The organism is Massilia sp. IC2-477 (genome assembly GCF_020707265.1).
GTDB lineage: Bacteria > Pseudomonadota > Gammaproteobacteria > Burkholderiales > Burkholderiaceae_D > Telluria.
Window position 1 is genome coordinate 150,422 of record NZ_JAJFEQ010000004.1, and the last position, 17,791, is coordinate 168,212.

The 17,791-nt window shown below is 65.3% G+C and carries 15 protein-coding genes and 3 tRNA genes; 8 read left to right on the forward strand and 10 right to left on the reverse strand.

What is annotated here, in order from left to right; all coding sequences use genetic code 11:
* Nucleotides 1-158: 158 nt before the first annotated feature.
* Complete coding sequence (locus LK542_RS09470; protein WP_227811713.1) at nt 159-2,399, forward strand: ATP-binding protein; 2,241 nt, start codon at nt 159-161, stop codon at nt 2,397-2,399.
* Nucleotides 2,400-2,407: 8 nt separating this feature from the next.
* Complete coding sequence (locus tag LK542_RS09475; protein ID WP_227798980.1) at nt 2,408-2,863, forward strand: response regulator; 456 nt, start codon at nt 2,408-2,410, stop codon at nt 2,861-2,863.
* Here LK542_RS09475 and LK542_RS09480 read toward each other — a convergent pair.
* On the reverse strand, nt 2,845-4,491 hold the full coding sequence (locus tag LK542_RS09480; protein WP_227811714.1) for a response regulator: 1,647 nt from the start codon (nt 4,489-4,491) through the stop codon (nt 2,845-2,847). The two genes, LK542_RS09475 and LK542_RS09480, sit on opposite strands and share 19 nt — an antisense overlap.
* A 160-nt stretch (nt 4,492-4,651) precedes the next feature.
* Here LK542_RS09480 and LK542_RS09485 point away from each other — a divergent pair, with 160 nt between their 5' ends.
* The 4 genes from LK542_RS09485 to LK542_RS09500 all read left to right on the forward strand — a co-directional run bounded on the left by LK542_RS09485 (nt 4,652) and on the right by LK542_RS09500 (nt 7,414).
* Entirely contained in the window at nt 4,652-4,981 is a 330-nt protein-coding gene (locus LK542_RS09485; RefSeq protein WP_227811715.1) for a hypothetical protein, read from the forward strand.
* Between the two features lie 21 nt (nt 4,982-5,002).
* A complete protein-coding gene (locus tag LK542_RS09490) occupies nt 5,003-5,434 on the forward strand; it encodes a YeeE/YedE family protein (RefSeq protein WP_227811716.1) in 432 nt (143 codons plus the stop codon).
* Nucleotides 5,431-5,844 (forward strand): DUF6691 family protein, encoded by a 414-nt coding sequence (locus LK542_RS09495; RefSeq protein ID WP_227811717.1) that lies wholly within the window; start codon nt 5,431-5,433, stop codon nt 5,842-5,844. Before LK542_RS09490 ends, LK542_RS09495 begins: the two co-directional genes overlap by 4 nt.
* A 70-nt stretch (nt 5,845-5,914) precedes the next feature.
* Nucleotides 5,915-7,414: an amidase gene (locus LK542_RS09500; RefSeq protein ID WP_227811718.1), complete on the forward strand. Its 1,500-nt coding sequence runs from the start codon at nt 5,915-5,917 to the stop codon at nt 7,412-7,414.
* A gap of 52 nt (nt 7,415-7,466) precedes the next feature.
* Here the strand turns inward: LK542_RS09500 and LK542_RS09505 are convergent.
* Nucleotides 7,467-7,542: transfer RNA gene (locus LK542_RS09505), tRNA-Asn, on the reverse strand.
* Nucleotides 7,543-7,664: 122 nt separating this feature from the next.
* Between LK542_RS09505 and purT the strand changes: the two genes are divergently transcribed.
* Entirely contained in the window at nt 7,665-8,873 is a 1,209-nt protein-coding gene (gene purT / locus LK542_RS09510) for a formate-dependent phosphoribosylglycinamide formyltransferase (RefSeq protein WP_227811719.1), read from the forward strand.
* Between the two features lie 133 nt (nt 8,874-9,006).
* On the opposite strand, the gene LK542_RS09515 is transcribed toward purT, so the two are convergent.
* The 4 genes from LK542_RS09515 to LK542_RS09530 all read right to left on the reverse strand — a co-directional run bounded on the left by LK542_RS09515 (nt 9,007) and on the right by LK542_RS09530 (nt 11,445).
* Nucleotides 9,007-9,082 (reverse strand) — tRNA-Asn (locus LK542_RS09515).
* A 68-nt stretch (nt 9,083-9,150) separates the two neighbouring features.
* A complete protein-coding gene (locus tag LK542_RS09520; RefSeq protein ID WP_227811720.1) occupies nt 9,151-9,864 on the reverse strand; it encodes an alpha/beta fold hydrolase in 714 nt (237 codons plus the stop codon).
* Between the two features lie 169 nt (nt 9,865-10,033).
* Nucleotides 10,034-10,109: transfer RNA gene (locus LK542_RS09525), tRNA-Asn, on the reverse strand.
* Between the two features lie 124 nt (nt 10,110-10,233).
* A complete protein-coding gene (locus LK542_RS09530; protein WP_227811721.1) occupies nt 10,234-11,445 on the reverse strand; it encodes an amino acid aminotransferase in 1,212 nt (403 codons plus the stop codon).
* A 114-nt stretch (nt 11,446-11,559) separates the two neighbouring features.
* Here LK542_RS09530 and uvrB point away from each other — a divergent pair, with 114 nt between their 5' ends.
* Nucleotides 11,560-13,656, forward strand: a complete 2,097-nt coding sequence (gene uvrB, locus LK542_RS09535; RefSeq protein WP_227811722.1) for an excinuclease ABC subunit UvrB — start codon at nt 11,560-11,562, stop codon at nt 13,654-13,656.
* Between the two features lie 241 nt (nt 13,657-13,897).
* Here uvrB and LK542_RS09540 read toward each other — a convergent pair whose 3' ends face one another.
* The 4 genes from LK542_RS09540 to LK542_RS09555 all read right to left on the reverse strand — a co-directional run bounded on the left by LK542_RS09540 (nt 13,898) and on the right by LK542_RS09555 (nt 17,739).
* Nucleotides 13,898-14,374: an RES family NAD+ phosphorylase gene (locus LK542_RS09540; RefSeq protein WP_227811723.1), complete on the reverse strand. Its 477-nt coding sequence runs from the start codon at nt 14,372-14,374 to the stop codon at nt 13,898-13,900.
* Between the two features lie 77 nt (nt 14,375-14,451).
* The gene (locus LK542_RS09545; protein WP_227811724.1) at nt 14,452-16,467 is read right to left on the reverse strand and encodes an ATP-binding protein; all 2,016 of its coding nucleotides are present in this window, start codon (nt 16,465-16,467) and stop codon (nt 14,452-14,454) included.
* Between the two features lie 90 nt (nt 16,468-16,557).
* Complete coding sequence (locus LK542_RS09550; RefSeq protein ID WP_227798993.1) at nt 16,558-17,154, reverse strand: MarC family protein; 597 nt, start codon at nt 17,152-17,154, stop codon at nt 16,558-16,560.
* A gap of 99 nt (nt 17,155-17,253) precedes the next feature.
* Nucleotides 17,254-17,739 (reverse strand): Lrp/AsnC ligand binding domain-containing protein, encoded by a 486-nt coding sequence (locus LK542_RS09555; RefSeq protein ID WP_227811725.1) that lies wholly within the window; start codon nt 17,737-17,739, stop codon nt 17,254-17,256.
* Nucleotides 17,740-17,791: the final 52 nt, after the last annotated feature.

Genomic DNA, 17,791 nt, shown 5'->3' on the forward strand with positions numbered 1-17,791 from the left:
CTATCATAGCCTTACTCAGCAATATCAGCCGCGCGCTTGACACGGTATTGACTTGTATAGTCAAGTGCAACGTTGGAAATTGCGCTACTGCCCGTTCGATCTGTCGGATTTGACGTTACAATGCTGAATTGTATCTTTCCGCTGGCCTCCCGTTGCACATGACCCAGGCACCCACCAATCACCTCGACCTCAGCCGCTGCGCGGACGAACCGATCCGTACGCCGGGCAGCATCCAGCCGCATGGCTTCATGCTGACGCTGTCGCAGGCCCTCAGGGTGCAGCAGGCCAGTGCCAACCTCGAAAGCTGGGTCGGTATCCCGGCGCAGCACGTGGTCGGCCAGCCGCTGTCCGAGGTGGTAGGCGAGGCCGCTGCGGCCCGCATCGCCGCCGACATCGAGGCCAATCCGATCGCTTCGCGCCCGGTCTACCTCGGCACCGTGACGCCCCCGAACGGCGCTCACTTCGACGTGCTGGCCCATGCCTGGGACAGCCTGCTAATCCTCGAATTCGAAGCGGTCGACCGGCGCCGCGCCGCCGACTTCCGCAACCTGTATCCGCTGATCGGCGACTTCCTGGTCAAGGTCAACCAGTCCGCCACGATTCCCGAACTGTCGGAACTGGCCGCGCGCCACGTGCGCGCGGTGACCGGCTTCGGCCGGGTGATGGTTTACCAGTTCGACGCCGACGGCCACGGCCGCGTGCTGGCCGAATCGAAAGAAGACGGCTACGACTCCTACCTCGGCCAGCACTTCCCGGCCAGCGACGTGCCGGCCCAGGCGCGCGCCCTGTATACGCTGTCGCCGATCCGCCTGATCCAGGACGCCAACTATGAGCCGGCGGCCCTGGTGCCCGAGCTTAATCCGATCACCAGCCGGCGCAACGACCTGTCCTTCGCGGCCCTGCGCAGCGTCTCGCCGATCCACCTGCAGTACATGCGCAACATGGGCACGCTGGCCTCGATGTCGGTCTCGCTGATCGTCAAGGGCCAGCTGTGGGGCCTGATCTCCTGCCACAACGCGACGCCCTGCCCGGTTTCGGTCGACAAGCGCACCGCCTGCGAACAGCTGGGACAGATCCTGGCGCTGTGCATCGAGTCGCGCGAGGACGCCAGCGAGCTGCAGTTCCGCCTCGACGTGCGCCGCATCATGGTCGAGATGCTGGGCCACCTGACCAAGGGCGCCGACTTCCTCGAGAACCTGAGCGGCGTGTTCCCCGAGCTGTTGCGCTTCGGGCGCGCGGGCGGGGTCGCGATCGTGGTCGACGACCGCGTGCTGACCTACGGCGATACCCCGGACGAGCCGCAGATCCGTGCGCTGGCCTCGTGGCTGTCGGTGCACGGCCACAGCGAGGTGTTCCACACCGACCACCTGAAGGATGTTTATCCGGCCGGCGCCGACATGGTGCGCAACGCCAGCGGCCTGCTGGCGCTGCCGATCTCGCGCATCCACCAGCACTACCTGCTGTGGTTCCGCCCGGAGGTGGTGCAGACCATCGAATGGGCCGGCAACCCGCACGGCAAACTGGCCTCGCCCAGCGACCCGACCCAGCTCACGCCGCGCCTGAGCTTCCAGGCCTGGCGTGAGACCATCCACGGCCGCAGCCTGCCCTGGCACGTGGCCGAGGTCGAGCTGACGGTCGAATTCCGCACCGCGCTGCTCGGCATCGCGCTCGAGCGCGCCGAACAGATGGCCGAGCTGGCCGAGGAACTGGGCCGCGCCAACAAGGAACTGGAAGCCTTCTCGTACTCGGTCTCGCACGACCTGCGCGCACCGCTGCGCCACATCGTCGGATTCTCCGACCTCCTGATCGAATCGGGCGGCGCGGAAGACCCGGAGCGGCGCCAGCGCTTCCTCAAGAACATCAAGGAATCGGCGCGCCTGGCCGGCAAGCTGGTGGACGACCTGCTGTCGTTCTCCCAGATGGGCCGCGCCGCGCTGCGTCCGACCACGGTCGACATGAACGACCTGGTCGCGGCCTGCATCGACAAGCTCGGCATGGAAATGCAGGGACGTAACGTCGACTGGCACATCGAGCCGCTGCCTACCGTGTGGGCCGACCCGACCTTCCTGCACCTGGCGGTATTCAACCTGCTGTCGAATGCGGTGAAGTTCACCGGCGCGCGCGACCCGGCGGTCATCACCATCACCTCCGAAGAGAACGCCGACTTCACGATCTTCCACGTGGCCGACAACGGCGCCGGCTTCAACATGGAGTACGTGCACAAGCTGTTCGGCGTGTTCCAGCGCCTGCACCGCATGGAAGACTTCCAGGGCACCGGCATCGGCCTGGCCAACGTGCGCCGCATCGTCGAGCGCCACAACGGCCAGGTCTGGGCCGCGTCCGTCCCGGGAGAAGGCGCGACCTTCTCCTTCAGTATCCCGAAACATCCATCCCACTGAGGCCAAGAATGCTCAAGCCCATCCTCCTCGTCGAAGACAATCCGAACGACCTCGAACTGACCCTGATCGCGCTGGCCAAGAGCCAGCTGGCGAACGAGGTGGTGGTCGTGCGCGACGGCGCGGAGGCGCTCGACTACCTGCACCGCCGCGGCGAATTCCGCCAGCGCGTGGTGGGCAACCCGGCCGTGATCCTGCTCGACTTGAAGCTGCCCAAGGTGGATGGACTGGAAGTGCTGAAGGAAATCCGCGAGACCGAGGCGCTCAAGAGCATCCCGGTGGTGATGCTGACCTCTTCGAAAGAAGAGCAGGACGTCATCCGCAGCTACGAACTGGGCGTGAACGCCTACGTGGTCAAGCCGGTGGACTTTGCCGAGTTCGTGCGCGCGATCGCCGACCTCGGGATCTTCTGGGCGGTCCTGAACGAACCGCCGCCGGGCTCGCGCCGTTACGTCAAGCCCAAGTGAGCTGGCCGGCCTGAAGCGCCGGCATGCTGTCCGCGCTTCGCGCGGCGCAGCAGGTGACGGATGCGCGCGCTCAGCGCGTCTGGATGGTAGGGCTTCTGCAGCAGGTGCACCGACGCGTCCAGCTTGCCTTCGTGCGTCAGCACGCCTTCGGCATAGCCCGAGGTGTACAGCACCTGCGCATACGGCAGCCGGCGGCGCACGATCTCGCCCAGCTGCAGGCTGCTGACCGGCCCCGGCATGATCACGTCGGAAAACACCAGGTCGATGTGGCGGCCGCTCTCGATGATCTTCACCGCCGCCTGCGCGTCCTCCGCCTCCAGCACGTCGTAACCCAGCGCTGACAGGATGCCGCAGGTCGAGCTGCGCACGTCCGGCTCGTCCTCGACCACCAGGATGGTCTCCAGACCGCCGGCCAGTGGCGCGCTGTGCACGGGTTCGAGCGCGGCGGGCGCCGCGTCGCTGCGCGGCAGGTAGATGCGCACGCTGGTGCCCTGCCCGACCTCGCTGCGCAGCACGATCTCGCCGCCCGACTGCTTCACGAAGCCATAGGCCATCGACAGGCCCAGGCCCGTGCCCTGTCCGGTCGGCTTGGTGGTGAAGAAGGGTTCGAAGGCGCGCTGCAGGACTTCCTGCGGCATGCCCTTGCCGGTATCACGTACCTCGATCATCACGAAATTCCCCTGCGGGACTTCGGGCGGCAGCTCGGGGCCGGCATTGACGTTACAGGCGCGGATCGTCAGGGTGCCGCTGCCCGCCATGGCGTCGCGCGCGTTGATGGCCAGGTTCAGCAGCACGTTGTTGAGCTGGTTGGGATCGACCATGGTGCTACCCAGGCCCGGTTCGATCTCGGTGACGACGCGCGCGCTGGGACCGAGCACGCGGCGCATCATGTCGTCCATTTCGCGCAGCAGGTGGCCGGGATCGACCACCACCGACTGCAGCGGCTGGCGGCGCGCGAAGGCCAGCAGGTGCGCGGCCAGCTTGGCGCCGCGCTCGACGCCCGACAGGGCCATGTCGACGCGGCTCCTGGCGCTGTCGTTCAGGTTGCCGACCAGCTTGAGCAGCTGCAGGTTGCCGCCGATGATCTGCAGGACGTTGTTGAAGTCGTGGGCGACGCCGCCGGTGAGCTGGCCGATCGCTTCCATCTTTTGCGCCTGGTGCAGCGCCGACTGGCTGGCGGCCAGCTGCTCCTGGCTCACGCGCAGCGAAGCAAACGCCGCGTCGCGCTGGCGCCGCGCGATGCAGGCGCCGCTGTGGTAGCGCACGCGCGCCACCAGCTCGCGCGGGTCGGGCCACTTGACCAGGTAATCGTTGGCGCCGGCGGCAAAGGCGCGCGCCTTGATGTCGGGATCGTCTTCGGAGGACAGCACGATGACGGGCACGTCTTCGGTGTCTGGATGGGCGCGCAGGCGCGCGGTGACCTCGAAACCGTCGAGGTCGGGCATGCGCAGGTCGACCAGCACGACCGTGGCCTTGACCTCGCGCGCCACTTCCACGGCACGCGCCGGGCTCGACTCGTAACATAGGGTGTGACCGACGCAGCCCTGCAGTCCGTGCGCGATGATGTCCTGCGCAAAGGGTTCATCATCGATGAGGAGAACGGAACATTCTGGGCGATCGTCAATCATTGCGGCAGGCTCACTGATGCGTCACGATCTTGCAAAAAGGTAAGCATTGATTCTACTACATTACCGTGCGCACGCGCACATTTAACAATTCTGAACAGTGCGCGCGTCTTTACACGGCGTCGATCTTGTAAAGTGACGAATCTGCCGCCATGTTTCCGGCATGCCCAAACGCCGCCCGGAACCGATCAGCGATGAGCCAGTGCCCGACGCCCACTGCCCCCTGTGCGGCCGTCTGCTCGGGACCGTCAACATCGACCGCCACCACCTGATCCCGAAGACCTTCAAGGGCAAGGAACAGTTCCCGATCCATAAGATCTGCCACCGCAAGATCCATTCGGCCTTCACCGAGCGCGAGCTGCTGCAGACCTATCACACCTGGGACGCCCTGCGCGAACACGAGGACATCCGCAGCTTCATTGACTGGGTGGCGAAGAAGCCGTCCGACTTCTATACTCGTACCTATACCTCGAACAAGAAGAAGTACCGCTAGCACCATGCGCAGGAGCTCGCCATGCAGGTCGACTGGGCCCACTTTACACCCTGGAGTTCGCTCGCGGGCGGTCTGCTGATCGGCGCCGGCGTCGCCCTGTGCGTGCTGCTGGCCGGGCGCGTGGCCGGGATCAGCGGCATCGTCGGCGGCCTGCTGCGTCCGCGCCCGGGCGAGACCGGCTGGCGCCTGGCCTTCCTGGCCGGCCTGCTGGCCGCCCCGCTGGCCTGGGGCCTGTTCGCGCCCTTGCCCATGGGCCGCGTCGAGGCCGGCCTGCCGCTGCTGGCGCTCGCCGGCCTGCTGGTCGGCGTCGGCACCCGCTACGGCTCCGGCTGCACCAGCGGCCATGGCATCTGCGGCCTGTCGCGCGGCTCGCCGCGCTCGGTCGCCGCCACCCTTGCCTTCATGGCGGCCGGCTTCGCTACCGTCTACCTGGCGCGCCACCTGCTGCCATGAAGCTCGTCTTCGTCCTCCTTGCCGGCTTCGTGTTCGGCACCGGGCTGGTGGTGTCAGGCCTGGCCGATCCCGCCAAGGTGCTCGCCTTCCTCGACCTGGCAGGCAGGTGGGACCCGTCGCTGCTGTTCACCATGGGCGGCGCGCTGCTGGTGGCCTGGCCGGCCTTTGCCTGGGCCAGCCGGCGCGGCCGCACGCTGGCGGGCGGCCCGCTGCACCTGCCGCAGAAAGGGAATGTCGATCGCCGCCTCATACTCGGCAGCCTGGTGTTCGGCATCGGCTGGGGACTGGCCGGCTACTGCCCCGGACCGGCGGTGGTCTCGCTGGCCTGGGGCGGGGTCAAGCCCTTGATGTTCGTGGGCGCCATGATCGCCGGGATGGCTTTATACGAGCTGCTTGAAAAAAGGCGCTGAGCAGGCTTTTCCTTGACAAGACCCGGCGCACCGGATTTCATCATGAGCAAGTTCAACAACAGGCTTGCCGATGGAATTCAACGACTATCTCCAGCATGACGCCACCGCCCTCGCCGCCCTCGTCGCCCGCGGCGAGGTGAGTCCGCAGGAACTGCTGGATGCCGCGCTGGCGCGCCAGGCCCGGGTACACGGCCGGGTCAACGCGGTGGTGCGGCTGATGCAGGACGAAGCGCGGCGCCAGTTGCAAGGTCCGCTGCAGGGTCCCTTCGCCGGCGTGCCCTTCCTGCTCAAGGACACGCTGCAGGATTACGCCGGCGTGCCCACCACCAACGCCAGCCGCGCCATGCGCGCCCACGTCCCGCAGCAGCATGCGGCGGTGGTGCGGCGCTATCTTGGCGCCGGCCTGGTCGTCTTCGGCAAGACCAACCTGCCCGAGTTCGCACTCAAGGGCGTGACCGATCCCGAGCTGTTCGGCCGCACCAGCAATCCCTGGAACCTGGACCACACGCCGGGCGGCTCGAGCGGCGGCGCGGCCGCGGCGGTAGCGGCAGGCATCGTGCCGATGGCGGCCGGGAACGACGGCGGCGGCTCGATCCGCATCCCTGCTGCCTGCTGCGGCCTGTTCGGGCTGCGGCCCTCGCGTGGACGGGTCTCAAGCGGCCCGGACGTGGGCGAAGTCTGGTTCGGCGCCTCGAGCGAAGGCGTGCTCTCGCGCAGCGTGCGCGATTCCGCACGCGCGCTCGACCTGCTGCAGGGCGCCGAGCCGGGCGATCCCTTCGTCATCGCCCCGCCCGCCGCGCCCTATGCGGAACTGATGCGGCGCGATCCAGGCCGCCTGCGCATCGGCTTCACGGCCGCGTCGCCGATCGGTACCGAGGTGCATCCGGAAGCCGAGGCCGCGGTGCGCCATGCGGCCAGGCTGCTGCAGGGACTGGGACATGAAGTGGAAGAAGCCGCGCCCGAGATCGACGGCGCGGCGCTGGCGACCAGCTACCTGCACGTCTACTTCGGCCAGGTGCCCTCGCTGGTGGCGCGCATGAAAGCGCTGGGCGCCAGCGGCGGCGAACCGGAGCTCATGACGCGCCTGCTGGTCACGCTCGGCAGCGCAATCAGGGCGCCGGCATTGACGACCCAGCTGGCGCAGTGGAACGGCTTTGCACGCGCGCTCGGGCGCTTTCACCAGCGCTACGACATGCTGCTCACGCCGACGCTGGCACACCCGCCAATCAGGCACGGCACCGGCGACCTGCCGCCGGCGCAGCAGGCGCTGCTGGGCTTCCTCCAGCGCACCGGCATGCTCGGCCTGCTGGCGCGCCTGGGGCTGCTCGACAGCACCGTACAGCAAATCGCGCGCGACAACCTGCGCTACGTGCCCTTCACCCAGCTGTCGAACCTGACGGGAACGCCCTCGATGTCGGTGCCCTTGCACTGGACGGCAGACGGGTTGCCGCTGGGCGTGCAGTTCGTGGCGCCCTTTGGTGCGGAAGACCGGCTGCTGCAGCTGGCGCACCAGCTGGAAGGCGCGCAGCCCTGGTTCGACCGCCTGCCTGCCATGACGCGCGACGAATGACTTACAGGTAGAAATAAAAAAGGGCCGCGTCTACACGCGGCCCTTCGTATTCTGGCTCCCCGACCTGGACTCGAACCAGGGACCTGCGGATTAACAGTCCGTCGCTCTACCGACTGAGCTATCAGGGAAAAGAGGCCGCATTATAGCGAGCGCTTTTGGATTTGACCAGTGCTTTTCGTAAAGTAGTTGGGTCGGCGACGGGCGATCGGCGCCTTTGCTATAGTCGTCACTTTGCTTTCCGATCAAGACCATGACAATGCCACGCCTCTTCGGTACGCCGCTCTCCCCTTCCGCCACCAAGGTCATGCTGCTCGGCTCCGGCGAGCTCGGCAAGGAAGTGATCATCGCCCTGCAGCGCCTGGGCGTGGAAACCATCGCGGTCGACCGCTATCCCAACGCGCCCGGCCACCAGGTGGCCCACCGCGCCCATGTGATCGACATGACCGACGGCGCCGCCCTGTCGGCGCTGATCGCGCTGGAAAAGCCGGATCTCGTGGTGCCGGAGATCGAAGCCATCGCTACCGAGACCCTGTTCGCGCTGGAGCAAAGCGGCAGGATCACCTGCATCCCGACCGCGCGCGCCGCGATGCTGACCATGAACCGCGAAGGCATCCGCCGCCTGGCCGCCGAAGAGCTCGGCCTGCCGACCTCGCCCTACCGCTTCGCCAGCAGCCTGGAAGAACTGGAACAGGCTTGCGCCGCGGTGGGCTTCCCGTGCGTGGTAAAACCGGTGATGTCCTCGTCCGGCAAGGGCCAGTCCAAGCTCGACAGCGCGGCGGATGTCACCACCGCCTGGGAATACGCGGCCGCCGGCGGACGCGTCGATGCCGGCCGCGTGATCGCGGAAGGCTTCATCGACTTCGACTATGAAATCACGCTGCTCACGGTGCGCTCGATCGGCACCGACGGCGCGATCGAAACCAGCTTCTGCGCGCCGATCGGCCACAAGCAGGTGCAGGGAGACTACGTCGAATCCTGGCAGCCGCATCCGATGACGTCCGCCGCGCTGGAACGTGCGCGCGACATCGCGGCCAAGGTAACGGCCGACCTGGGCGGCTGCGGCGTGTTCGGGGTCGAGCTCTTCGTCAAGGGCGACATGGTGTGGTTCTCGGAAGTGAGCCCGCGTCCGCACGACACCGGCATGGTGACCATGGCCAGCCAGGTGCAGAGCGAGTTCGAGCTGCACGCCAGGGCCGTACTCGGCCTGCCGGTGGACGTGTCGCTGCGCGCACCGGGCGCCTCTGCCGTGATCTACGGCCAGCATGAGGCCGCAGGCATCGCTTTCGAAGGCGTGGCCGATGCGCTGCGCGTGCCGGGCGCCGACCTGCGCTTGTTCGGCAAGCCCGAGTCGTTCGCACGCCGCCGCATGGGGGTGGCGCTGGCGACCGCGGAGGATGTGGACACTGCGCGCCAGCGTGCGCTGGAAGCGGCGTCGCGCGTCAAACCCGTGGTGCGCTGAGCAGGCTGACAAGAGCGTAAATTCGGGCGGTGTGGCGCCTGCTCACATCGCCGCTTTCTTGTCACGAGGAATGACCTTGCCCAAGGCGCAGCAAAACAAAAAGGGCCGCATTCACATGCGGCCCTTCGAATTCTGGCTCCCCGACCTGGACTCGAACCAGGGACCTGCGGATTAACAGTCCGTCGCTCTACCGACTGAGCTATCAGGGATTAGAGGCCGTATTATAGCAGCGCTTTTCAATTTGGCGAAGCCCTGCGCTATCGAAAGGCAACTTTTCTTACGGCGATATGCGCTTGATAAGCTTTCCTAGCTCGTCCAGCACCAGCTGCGGTTCCGACATCTGCGGGAAATGGGCACTGCCCTGCGCGATCACGCGCTTGCACAGCGGGGACAGGCGCATCAGGGATTCCTGGTTGCGCGCCCGTTCGCGCTGGGCGTCGCCCGACACCATCCAGCGTGGCAGGCGCTTGCCGCCCGAGACCACTGTAATGGGAATCGCCGGGAACATGGGCGCCTCGGCGATCTCGGCCACGGTCTCGGCCTCGTTGCTGATCTCGTCGTTCGGATCGGGCGGTGAGAAACGGTCGAGCAGGCCCGCCACGGCGCGCTGCAGGCCGGAGCGGTAGCGCTTCATGTTCAGCACGTCGTCGGGCGCAGTCGCTTCGAGGAACAGCACGCCGCAGGTCTCTTCCGGATAGACGCGGGCGAACAGGTTAGCGTGCAGGCCGCCGAAGGAATGCCCGACCAGCAGGAAGGGCGGCTTGGCATCGATCTCGCGCAGGAGCGCGCGCAGCTGCAGCACCACGGTGGTGCCCATCTGCGCGTCGCGCGGACGGGCGCTGCCGCCGACGCCGGGCCGGTCGTAGGTGACGACCGTGCCCAGTGCTTCGATGCCGGGATACAGCTTGTGCCAGTTTTCCAGCGGCCCGCCGGCGCCGCTGAGCATGACGATGGTCGGACTACCCTGCCCCGACCGGGAAAAGCGGAGCACCTGTCCTGAGACCGCGACCCTCTTGCTCGATGGAAGATGCTTCAACGTTTATTCCTGATGAGTAGACTATTGCCAGCGTAACCCGCCATCCCACTTTCCCGCAATACCTGAAGTTGGTTCTGTAGGCAAACAAAAAGGCCACATCTTGCGATGTGGCCTTCCGGAATTCTGGCTCCCCGACCTGGACTCGAACCAGGGACCTGCGGATTAACAGTCCGTCGCTCTACCGACTGAGCTATCAGGGAATTGATGACAGCATTATATGTTTGCAGTGACACGGTGTCAAATTCAGGTCGTGTCGCACAAGCAGCTGCTGCTCTTCGGAACCAAGTTGAAACTGCGTTGGGTCAGTTCCGAAGAGCCAAGATTTTAAAGAACTTTGGCGACGGCGTCAACGACACGGTCGAGGTTGGTCGAGTTCAGGGCCGCAACGCAGATGCGGCCGGTGTCGACGGCGTAGATCGACTGCTCGCGCAGCTTGCCCACCTGCTCCTTGCTCAGGCCCGAGTACGAGAACATGCCGACCTGCTCGCGCACGAATTCGAAGTCGCGGCCAGGCGCCTTTTCCTTCAGCTTCTCGACCATCAGGTTGCGCATCTCGCGGATGCGCACGCGCATGCCGGCCAGTTCCTCTTCCCACAGTTGGCGCAGCTCCGGGGTCGACAGCACCATCGCAACCACCTTGGCGGTATGGGTCGGCGGGTTCGAATAGTTGGTGCGGATCACGCGCTTCAGTTGCGACAGCACGCGCGCCGCTTCTTCACTGCTGGTAGCCACGATCGACAGCGCGCCGGCGCGTTCGCCGTACAGCGAGAAGGACTTCGAGAACGAGTTCGACACTAGCAGCGGGATGCCGGTCTCGGCGAAGCGGCGCACCACGGCGCCGTCTTCCGCGATGCCGGCGCCGAAGCCCTGGTAAGCCATGTCGAGGAAGGGCACCAGGCCATTGCCCACGACGGCCTCGATCACCTGGCTCCACTGCTCTTGCGTCAGGTCGGCGCCGGTCGGGTTGTGGCAGCAGGCGTGCAGCACCACGATCGAACCGCGCGGCATGGCGTTCAGGGCCGCCAGCATGCCGTCGAAATTCACGCCGTGGGTGCTTGGGTCGTAATAGGTGTAGTTGTTGACGGCAAAGCCGGCGCCTTCGAACAGCGCGCGGTGGTTTTCCCAGCTCGGGTCACTGATATAAACGTCGGACTCGGGCGAGAAACGCTTGAGGAAATCGGCGCCCAGCTTGAGCGCACCAGTGCCGCCCAGGGCCTGCACGGTAATCGCACGCTTCTCTTGAATTACGGCGCTGTCGGCCCCAAATACAAGCTCTTGCACGGCCTTGTCGTACGCCGCCAGCCCTTCGATCGGCAGGTAGGTACGCGGCGCCGGCTGCTCCATCAGCTTCGCTTCCGCCTTTTGCACGCACTGCAGCAAAGGAACCTTGCCATTATCGTCATAGTAGACGCCGACACCCAGGTTGATCTTGGCCGGGTTGGTATCGGCGTTGAATGCTTCGGTAATGCCCAGGATCGGGTCGCGGGGCGCCATGTCGATGGCGCCGAAGAGGCTGGCGGAGGCTGTGGAAGTCATCGTGATAAACTGAGTTTGTCGGTGGGTTCGCAGCGATTGTAATGAACGACACTGCTTGTATAGTCATGCTGCAGTGCCGCAAGCGGACACCCATTCTAGCAAAGGTCTGAAAGTATGGCAGAACTATCCATTGCAAATGCCCCGGAACCGACCGTCCTTACCTTCCCAGGCTCGCCCTTCAAGCTGCACCAGCCCTTCCCGCCCGCGGGCGACCAGCCGACCGCGATCGCGGGCCTGGTGGAAGGCATCAACGACGGCCTGATGTACCAGACTCTGCTGGGGGTGACCGGTTCCGGCAAGACGTACACGATGGCCAACGTGATCGCCCAGGCGGGCCGTCCGGCGATCGTGTTCGCGCCGAATAAAACGCTGGCGGCCCAGCTGTATGCGGAGTTCCGCGAATTCTTCCCGCAGAACGCGGTCGAGTATTTCGTCTCCTACTACGACTACTACCAGCCGGAAGCCTATGTGCCGCAGCGCGACCTGTTCATCGAAAAGGACTCGTCGATCAACGAGCACATCGAGCAGATGCGCCTGTCGTGCACCAAGTCGCTGATGGAGCGGCGCGACGTCGTCATCGTCGCCACCGTGTCGGCCATCTACGGTATCGGTAATCCGAACGAATACCACAAGATGATCCTCACGCTGCGCCACAAGGATAAAGTGGCGCAGCGCGACATCATCGCGCGCTTGATCCAGATGCAGTACACGCGCAACGAGATGGACTTTGCGCGCGGTTCCTTCCGCGTGCGCGGCGACACCATCGACATCTTCCCGGCGGAACACGCGGAACTCGCAATCCGCGTCGAAATGTTCGACGACGAGATCGAGTCGCTGCAGCTGTTCGACCCGCTGACGGGCCGCGTGCGCCAGAAGATCCCGCGCTTCACGGTGTACCCGGGCTCGCACTACGTGACCCCGCGCTCGACCGTGCTGCGTGCGGTGGAATCGATCAAGGCCGAGCTGCGCGACCGTCTGGAATACTTCCGCAACGAGAACAAGCTGATCGAGGAACAGCGCCTCGAGCAGCGCACCCGTTTCGACCTCGAAATGCTTGCCGAGATTGGCTTCACCAAGGGCATCGAGAACTATTCGCGCCACCTGTCCGGCTCGATGCCGGGCGAACCGCCGCCGACCCTGATCGACTACCTGCCCAAGGACGCGCTGATGTTCATGGACGAGTCGCACGTGATGATCGGCCAGCTCAACGCGATGTACAACGGCGACCGTTCGCGCAAGGTCAACCTGGTCGACTACGGCTTCCGCCTGCCCTCGGCGCTGGACAACCGGCCGCTGAAGTTCCAGGAGTTCGAAGGCAAGATGCGCCAGACGGTGTTCGTCTCGGCGACGCCGGCCGAGTACGAAAAGGAGAAGGCCGACAACGTGGTCGAGCAGGTGGTGCGTCCGACCGGCCTGGTCGACCCGCGGGTCTTGGTCAAGCCGGCGCGTTCGCAGGTGGAAGACCTGATGAGCGAGATCACCGACCGCATCGCCAAGGACGAACGCGTGCTGGTGACGACGCTGACCAAGCGCATGGCCGAGCAGCTGACCGAATACCTGAGCGACCACGGCATCAAGGTGCGCTACCTGCACAGCGACATCGAGACGGTGGAGCGCGTGGAGATCCTGCGCGACCTGCGCCTCGGTACCTTCGACGTGGTGGTCGGCATCAACCTGCTGCGCGAGGGTCTCGACTTGCCGGAAGTGTCACTGGTGGCGGTGCTGGACGCGGACAAGGAAGGCTTCCTGCGTTCGGAACGCTCGCTGATCCAGACCATTGGCCGCGCGGCGAGGAACCTGAACGGCGTCGCGATCCTCTACGCTGATCAGATGACAGACTCGATGCGGCGCGCGATCGACGAAACCGAACGCCGCCGCGCCAAGCAGATCGCCTTCAACGAAGCCAACGGCATCACGCCGAAGGGTTTGAACAAGAAGATCAAGGACATGATCGACGGCGTGTACAGCAACGCTGCACAGCGCGCGATGGTCGAAGGTGTCCGCGAGGATGCGGAAACGGCCAAGGTCGAATCGATGAGCGAGAAGCAGATCTCGAAAGAGATCAAGCGCCTCGAGAAGCTCATGGTGGACCACGCCAAGAACCTCGAGTTCGAGAAGGCGGCGCAGGTGCGGGATCAGCTGCATGTGCTCAAGCAGCAGGCGTTTGGGGCGCCGGGGGCGGACAATGTGGTGTCGATGCTTGGGAAGTAACCAAGCTTCGACGTTTGCGTTACGCTCGCGTGTGCAATACCAATAGCTTCAAAACCGTCATGAGCGCCACGGGCGCTCATGACTCCCGGCGCAGGCCGGGATCCAATTTCAACCGGCCCGTGATCAGCCGATACACGGGCCACAGCAGGTGTCTCCACTGTTCGACGGAATTGGATTCCGGCCTTCGCCGGAATGACGTTCTAGAGCTAACAATAGAAGAAGTGTGCTTCGGTGCCGACGCTTAGGACTCCGCCTTCGCCGGCCTCTCAAACATCCTCGGATCAAAGCTGTATGACCTTGCGATACTGAGCTTCACATCCGCATACGCCGGATGCTCCGGATTGATCACCAGATTCAGCCCCTCACCCACGATCACCGACGGCACCCGCATGTAAAGGTGATGGCACTTCTCCAGGAAAGCCGTACCGAAGGCCGTCGCGCTGCCGCCGTCGTCGAGGGCATCCCACCCGTCCGGCAGCTCCTCGCGCGCCACGTCGATGCCGAGCTCCGGATCGTCCGGCAAGTCCACCGCCACCAGCACCAGGTCAGGCTCGTCGCCTTCGGCGTGCACGAATTTCTCCAGCACCGCCAGCTCCACCGTCATGGCGGTGTACAGGGCCGGGCAGCCCTCGGCGTGCCAGTGCCCGCCACTCTTGCGCGCGCCTTCGCAACTGCGGTCGAGCGCCACGTCCTTGTTCGCGATTCGCCAGGTTCTCATGTGTTCTTGTCCCCTTATTGTCCCGGAGCCAGCATACACTGGCGCAGGGCCGCTACCGCGCACGGATCGCGAGAGAATCAGTCGGCTTCGCCGCGCACCGAGGCGAGGATGCGCAGCAGTTCGGACAGGTCCGCGGGCTTGACCAGATGGCGGTCGAAGCCGGCCGCGCGTGCGCGTTCGCGGTCGTCGCTCTGGCCATAGCCAGTGAGCGCGATCAGGGTCGCATTCGCGGTTTCCGGAGAGGCGCGCATGCGACGCGCCAGTTCGTGGCCGTCCATGTCGGGCAGGCCGATATCGAGCAGCATGACCTCGGGGCGCTCGCGCAGTGCCCGTGCCAGGCCACTGGTGCCGTCGTATTCGACACTGACCTGGTGCCCGTGCGCTTCCAGCAGCGTGGCCAGCATCTGGGCCGCGTCGGCATTGTCGTCGACCACCAGCACCCGCACCGGCCCTTCCCGGCCGTCTGCTTCCTGCTGCGCTTCCTGCTGCGCGGGCGCGGACTGCAGCAGCGGCAGGCGGATCAGGAATTCGCTGCCGCGGTTCATCCCTTCGCTGAAGGCCGCCACGCGGCCGCCATGCAGGGCCACCAGGCTTTTCACCAGCGCCAGGCCGATGCCCAGGCCGCCCTGCGAGCGGTCCGGAGTGCGTTCGGCCTGGGTGAACAGGTCGAAAATATAGGGCAGCACCTGCGGGTCGATGCCCTGGCCGTTGTCGCACACGGCGATCACGGCCTCCCCTTCTTCTTCGCGCACGCGCAGGGTGATGCGGCCACCTGAAGGCGTGTACTTGGCGGCGTTGTTCAGGATGTTGGAGACCACCTGCACCAGGCGCGTGCGGTCGCCCGACACGTGCAAGGGGACCGGGGCCGGTTCAAGCTGCAGCTGGTGGCGCTTCATGTCCAGCAGCGGGCGCACCTGTTCCACGGCGCCCTGGACGATGTCCGCCACATTGAGGTCTTCCTTCTCGATCTCGGCCAGGCCGCGCGTGACGCGCGAGACGTCCAGCAGGTCGTTCACCAGGTCGGTCATGTGCTCGGCCTGGCGCACGATGATGTCGCTGGCGTGGCGCGCGCGCTGCGGGTCCAGCGAGCCGCGTTGCAGGAGCTGGGCGGCGGTGGTGATCGGCGCCAGCGGATTGCGCAGCTCGTGCGCGAGCATGGCCAGGAACTGGTCCTTCTGGCGGTTGGCGGCGCGCAGGTCGTCCTCGACGCGCTTGCGCGCCGTGACGTCGCTGCCCTCGACGAAGATGCCTTCGACGTCGCCCTTCGGCCCGCGAATCGGCTGGTACACGAAGTCGACGAAACGCTCTTCCAGTTGACCGCTGGCGTCACGCTGGACGCGCACCGGCACCGCGTGTCCAACGAAAGGCTGGCCCGATTGATAGACCTGGTCGAGCAGCTCGAAGAAGCCCTGGCCCGCGACTTCCGGCAGCGCTTCGCGCGCCGGCTTGCCGATCAGCTCACGGCGGCCGATCAGCTGCATATAGGATTCATTGGTGATCTCGAAGACGTGCTCCGGACCGCGCAGCACGGCCAGGATGCCGGGCGCCTGCTCGAACAGTGTCATCAGGCGCTGGTTTTCCTCTTCACGGTAACGCTCGGCCAGCACTTCGGCGGTCGCTTCGACGCAGGCGCAGTACATGCCTGCCACGGTGCCGTCCTCGTCGCGCACCGGCGAGTAGGAGAACGTGAACCAGGTGTCTTCGTCATAGCCGTGGCGGTTCATGCGCAGCGGCAGCCGGTCCATGTAGGTCGCCTCGCCCTTGAGCGCGCGTACGATCAGCGGATGGATGTCTTCCCAGATTTCGCGCCAGATGTCATGGAAGCGATTGCCCAGGGCCGTGGGGTGCTTTTCGCCCAGGATGACTGCATAAGTGTCGTTGTACAGGAAGCCCAGCTCCGGCCCCCAGGCCACGAACATCGGGAACTTCGAGTTGAGCATCAGGCCGACGGTGGTGCGCAAGGCCTGCGGCCAGTCGCGCGGATGGCCGAGCGGGGAGCGCGACCAGTCGTGGGCCCGCATCATGGCGCCCATCTGCCCGCCTCCGCTGAGGAAGGGCAGCCATTCGGAGGGCGTCTCGTGTTCCGTTTTCATGCGTTCGTGTCGGCGTCTGTTGCGACGCTTATTGTGTTAGCAAAAGTGTGCCAGAAAGGGGCTCTTGCCCTCGCACCGCTGCCCCTGCCATCACAGCGTCTTGACGAAATCGCGGATGCCGCCTAGCAGCATCTCGACCGACATTGCCGTCAGGATCAGACCCATCAGGCGTTCGAAGGCCGTCATGACCTGCGGACCCAGTCGCTGCTGCAGGCGCTCGGCGCTCAGGAACACGGCCAGCCAGACCACGCCGACGGCGGCCAGGGCGGCGACGTGCACCATCGTTTCCGACAAGTTCTCGGAGCTGAACAGCAGCACGGTGGCTAGTGCCGATGGGCCGGCCAGCGCGGGAATCGCCAGCGGCACGATGAAGGGCTCCCCTCCTTCGTTGCGGCCCAGCACGCCATCCGGATGCGGGAAGATCATGCGGATCGCAATGATCAGGAGAATCACGGCGCCGCCGATACGCAGCGCCACCGGGCTCAGGTGCAGCGCCTCGAGGAAGTGCTTGCCGAAGAACATGAACACGAGCAGCAGGAGGAAGGCAATGGCGCATTCGCGCACGACGATGCGGGCACGGCGCTCGACCGGCACTTCCTTCAGGGCTGCAACGAACAGCGGAACGTTTCCGAATGGATCAGTGACGAGGATCAGGAGGATGAAAGTCTGGAAGAAGCTTTGGGTCATCGGGTTGGGCTTGTTATTGTTAAATGCTGCAAATGGCCAAGACGCATCTTAGCAGAGTGGTACGACAGAAACATGACCGCTTTGTATCAGGCGCGGCTGTCACGGCTCCACCGAATGGGTGCGCTTCAGGGTGCGCAGTACGAAGGTCGAACGGCTGTGGCGGATGCCCGGGATCTTGTACAGGCGCTGGCGCAGGAAGCGCTCGTAGCCCTCGGTGCCGGCCACGGCCACCTTGATCAGGTAGTCATAGTCGCCGGTCAGCAGGCTCGCCTCCATCACCTCGGGCAGCTGGGCCAGCGCTTCGCCGAAGCGTTCCAGCATGTCCTCGTCGTGGCGCTCGAGCGTGACTTCGATGATGACGGTGTCAGGCAAGCCCAGTGCGCGCTGGGACAGGATCGCCGCATAGCCCTCGATGTAGCCGGCCTCTTCGAGCGCGCGCACGCGGTTCCAGCAGGGCGTGGGCGACAGGTGCACGCTGTCAGCCAGCTTCTGGTTGCTGATGCGACCATCGGTGCGCAGGATGCGCAGGATCTTGCGGTCGATCTCGTCGAGTTTGTGGCCCTTGAGCTCAGGAATGGTGAACACGAGAAGAATCCTCTATTTTTCAAACGAAAGATAGGAGATTCTCCCATGTTTT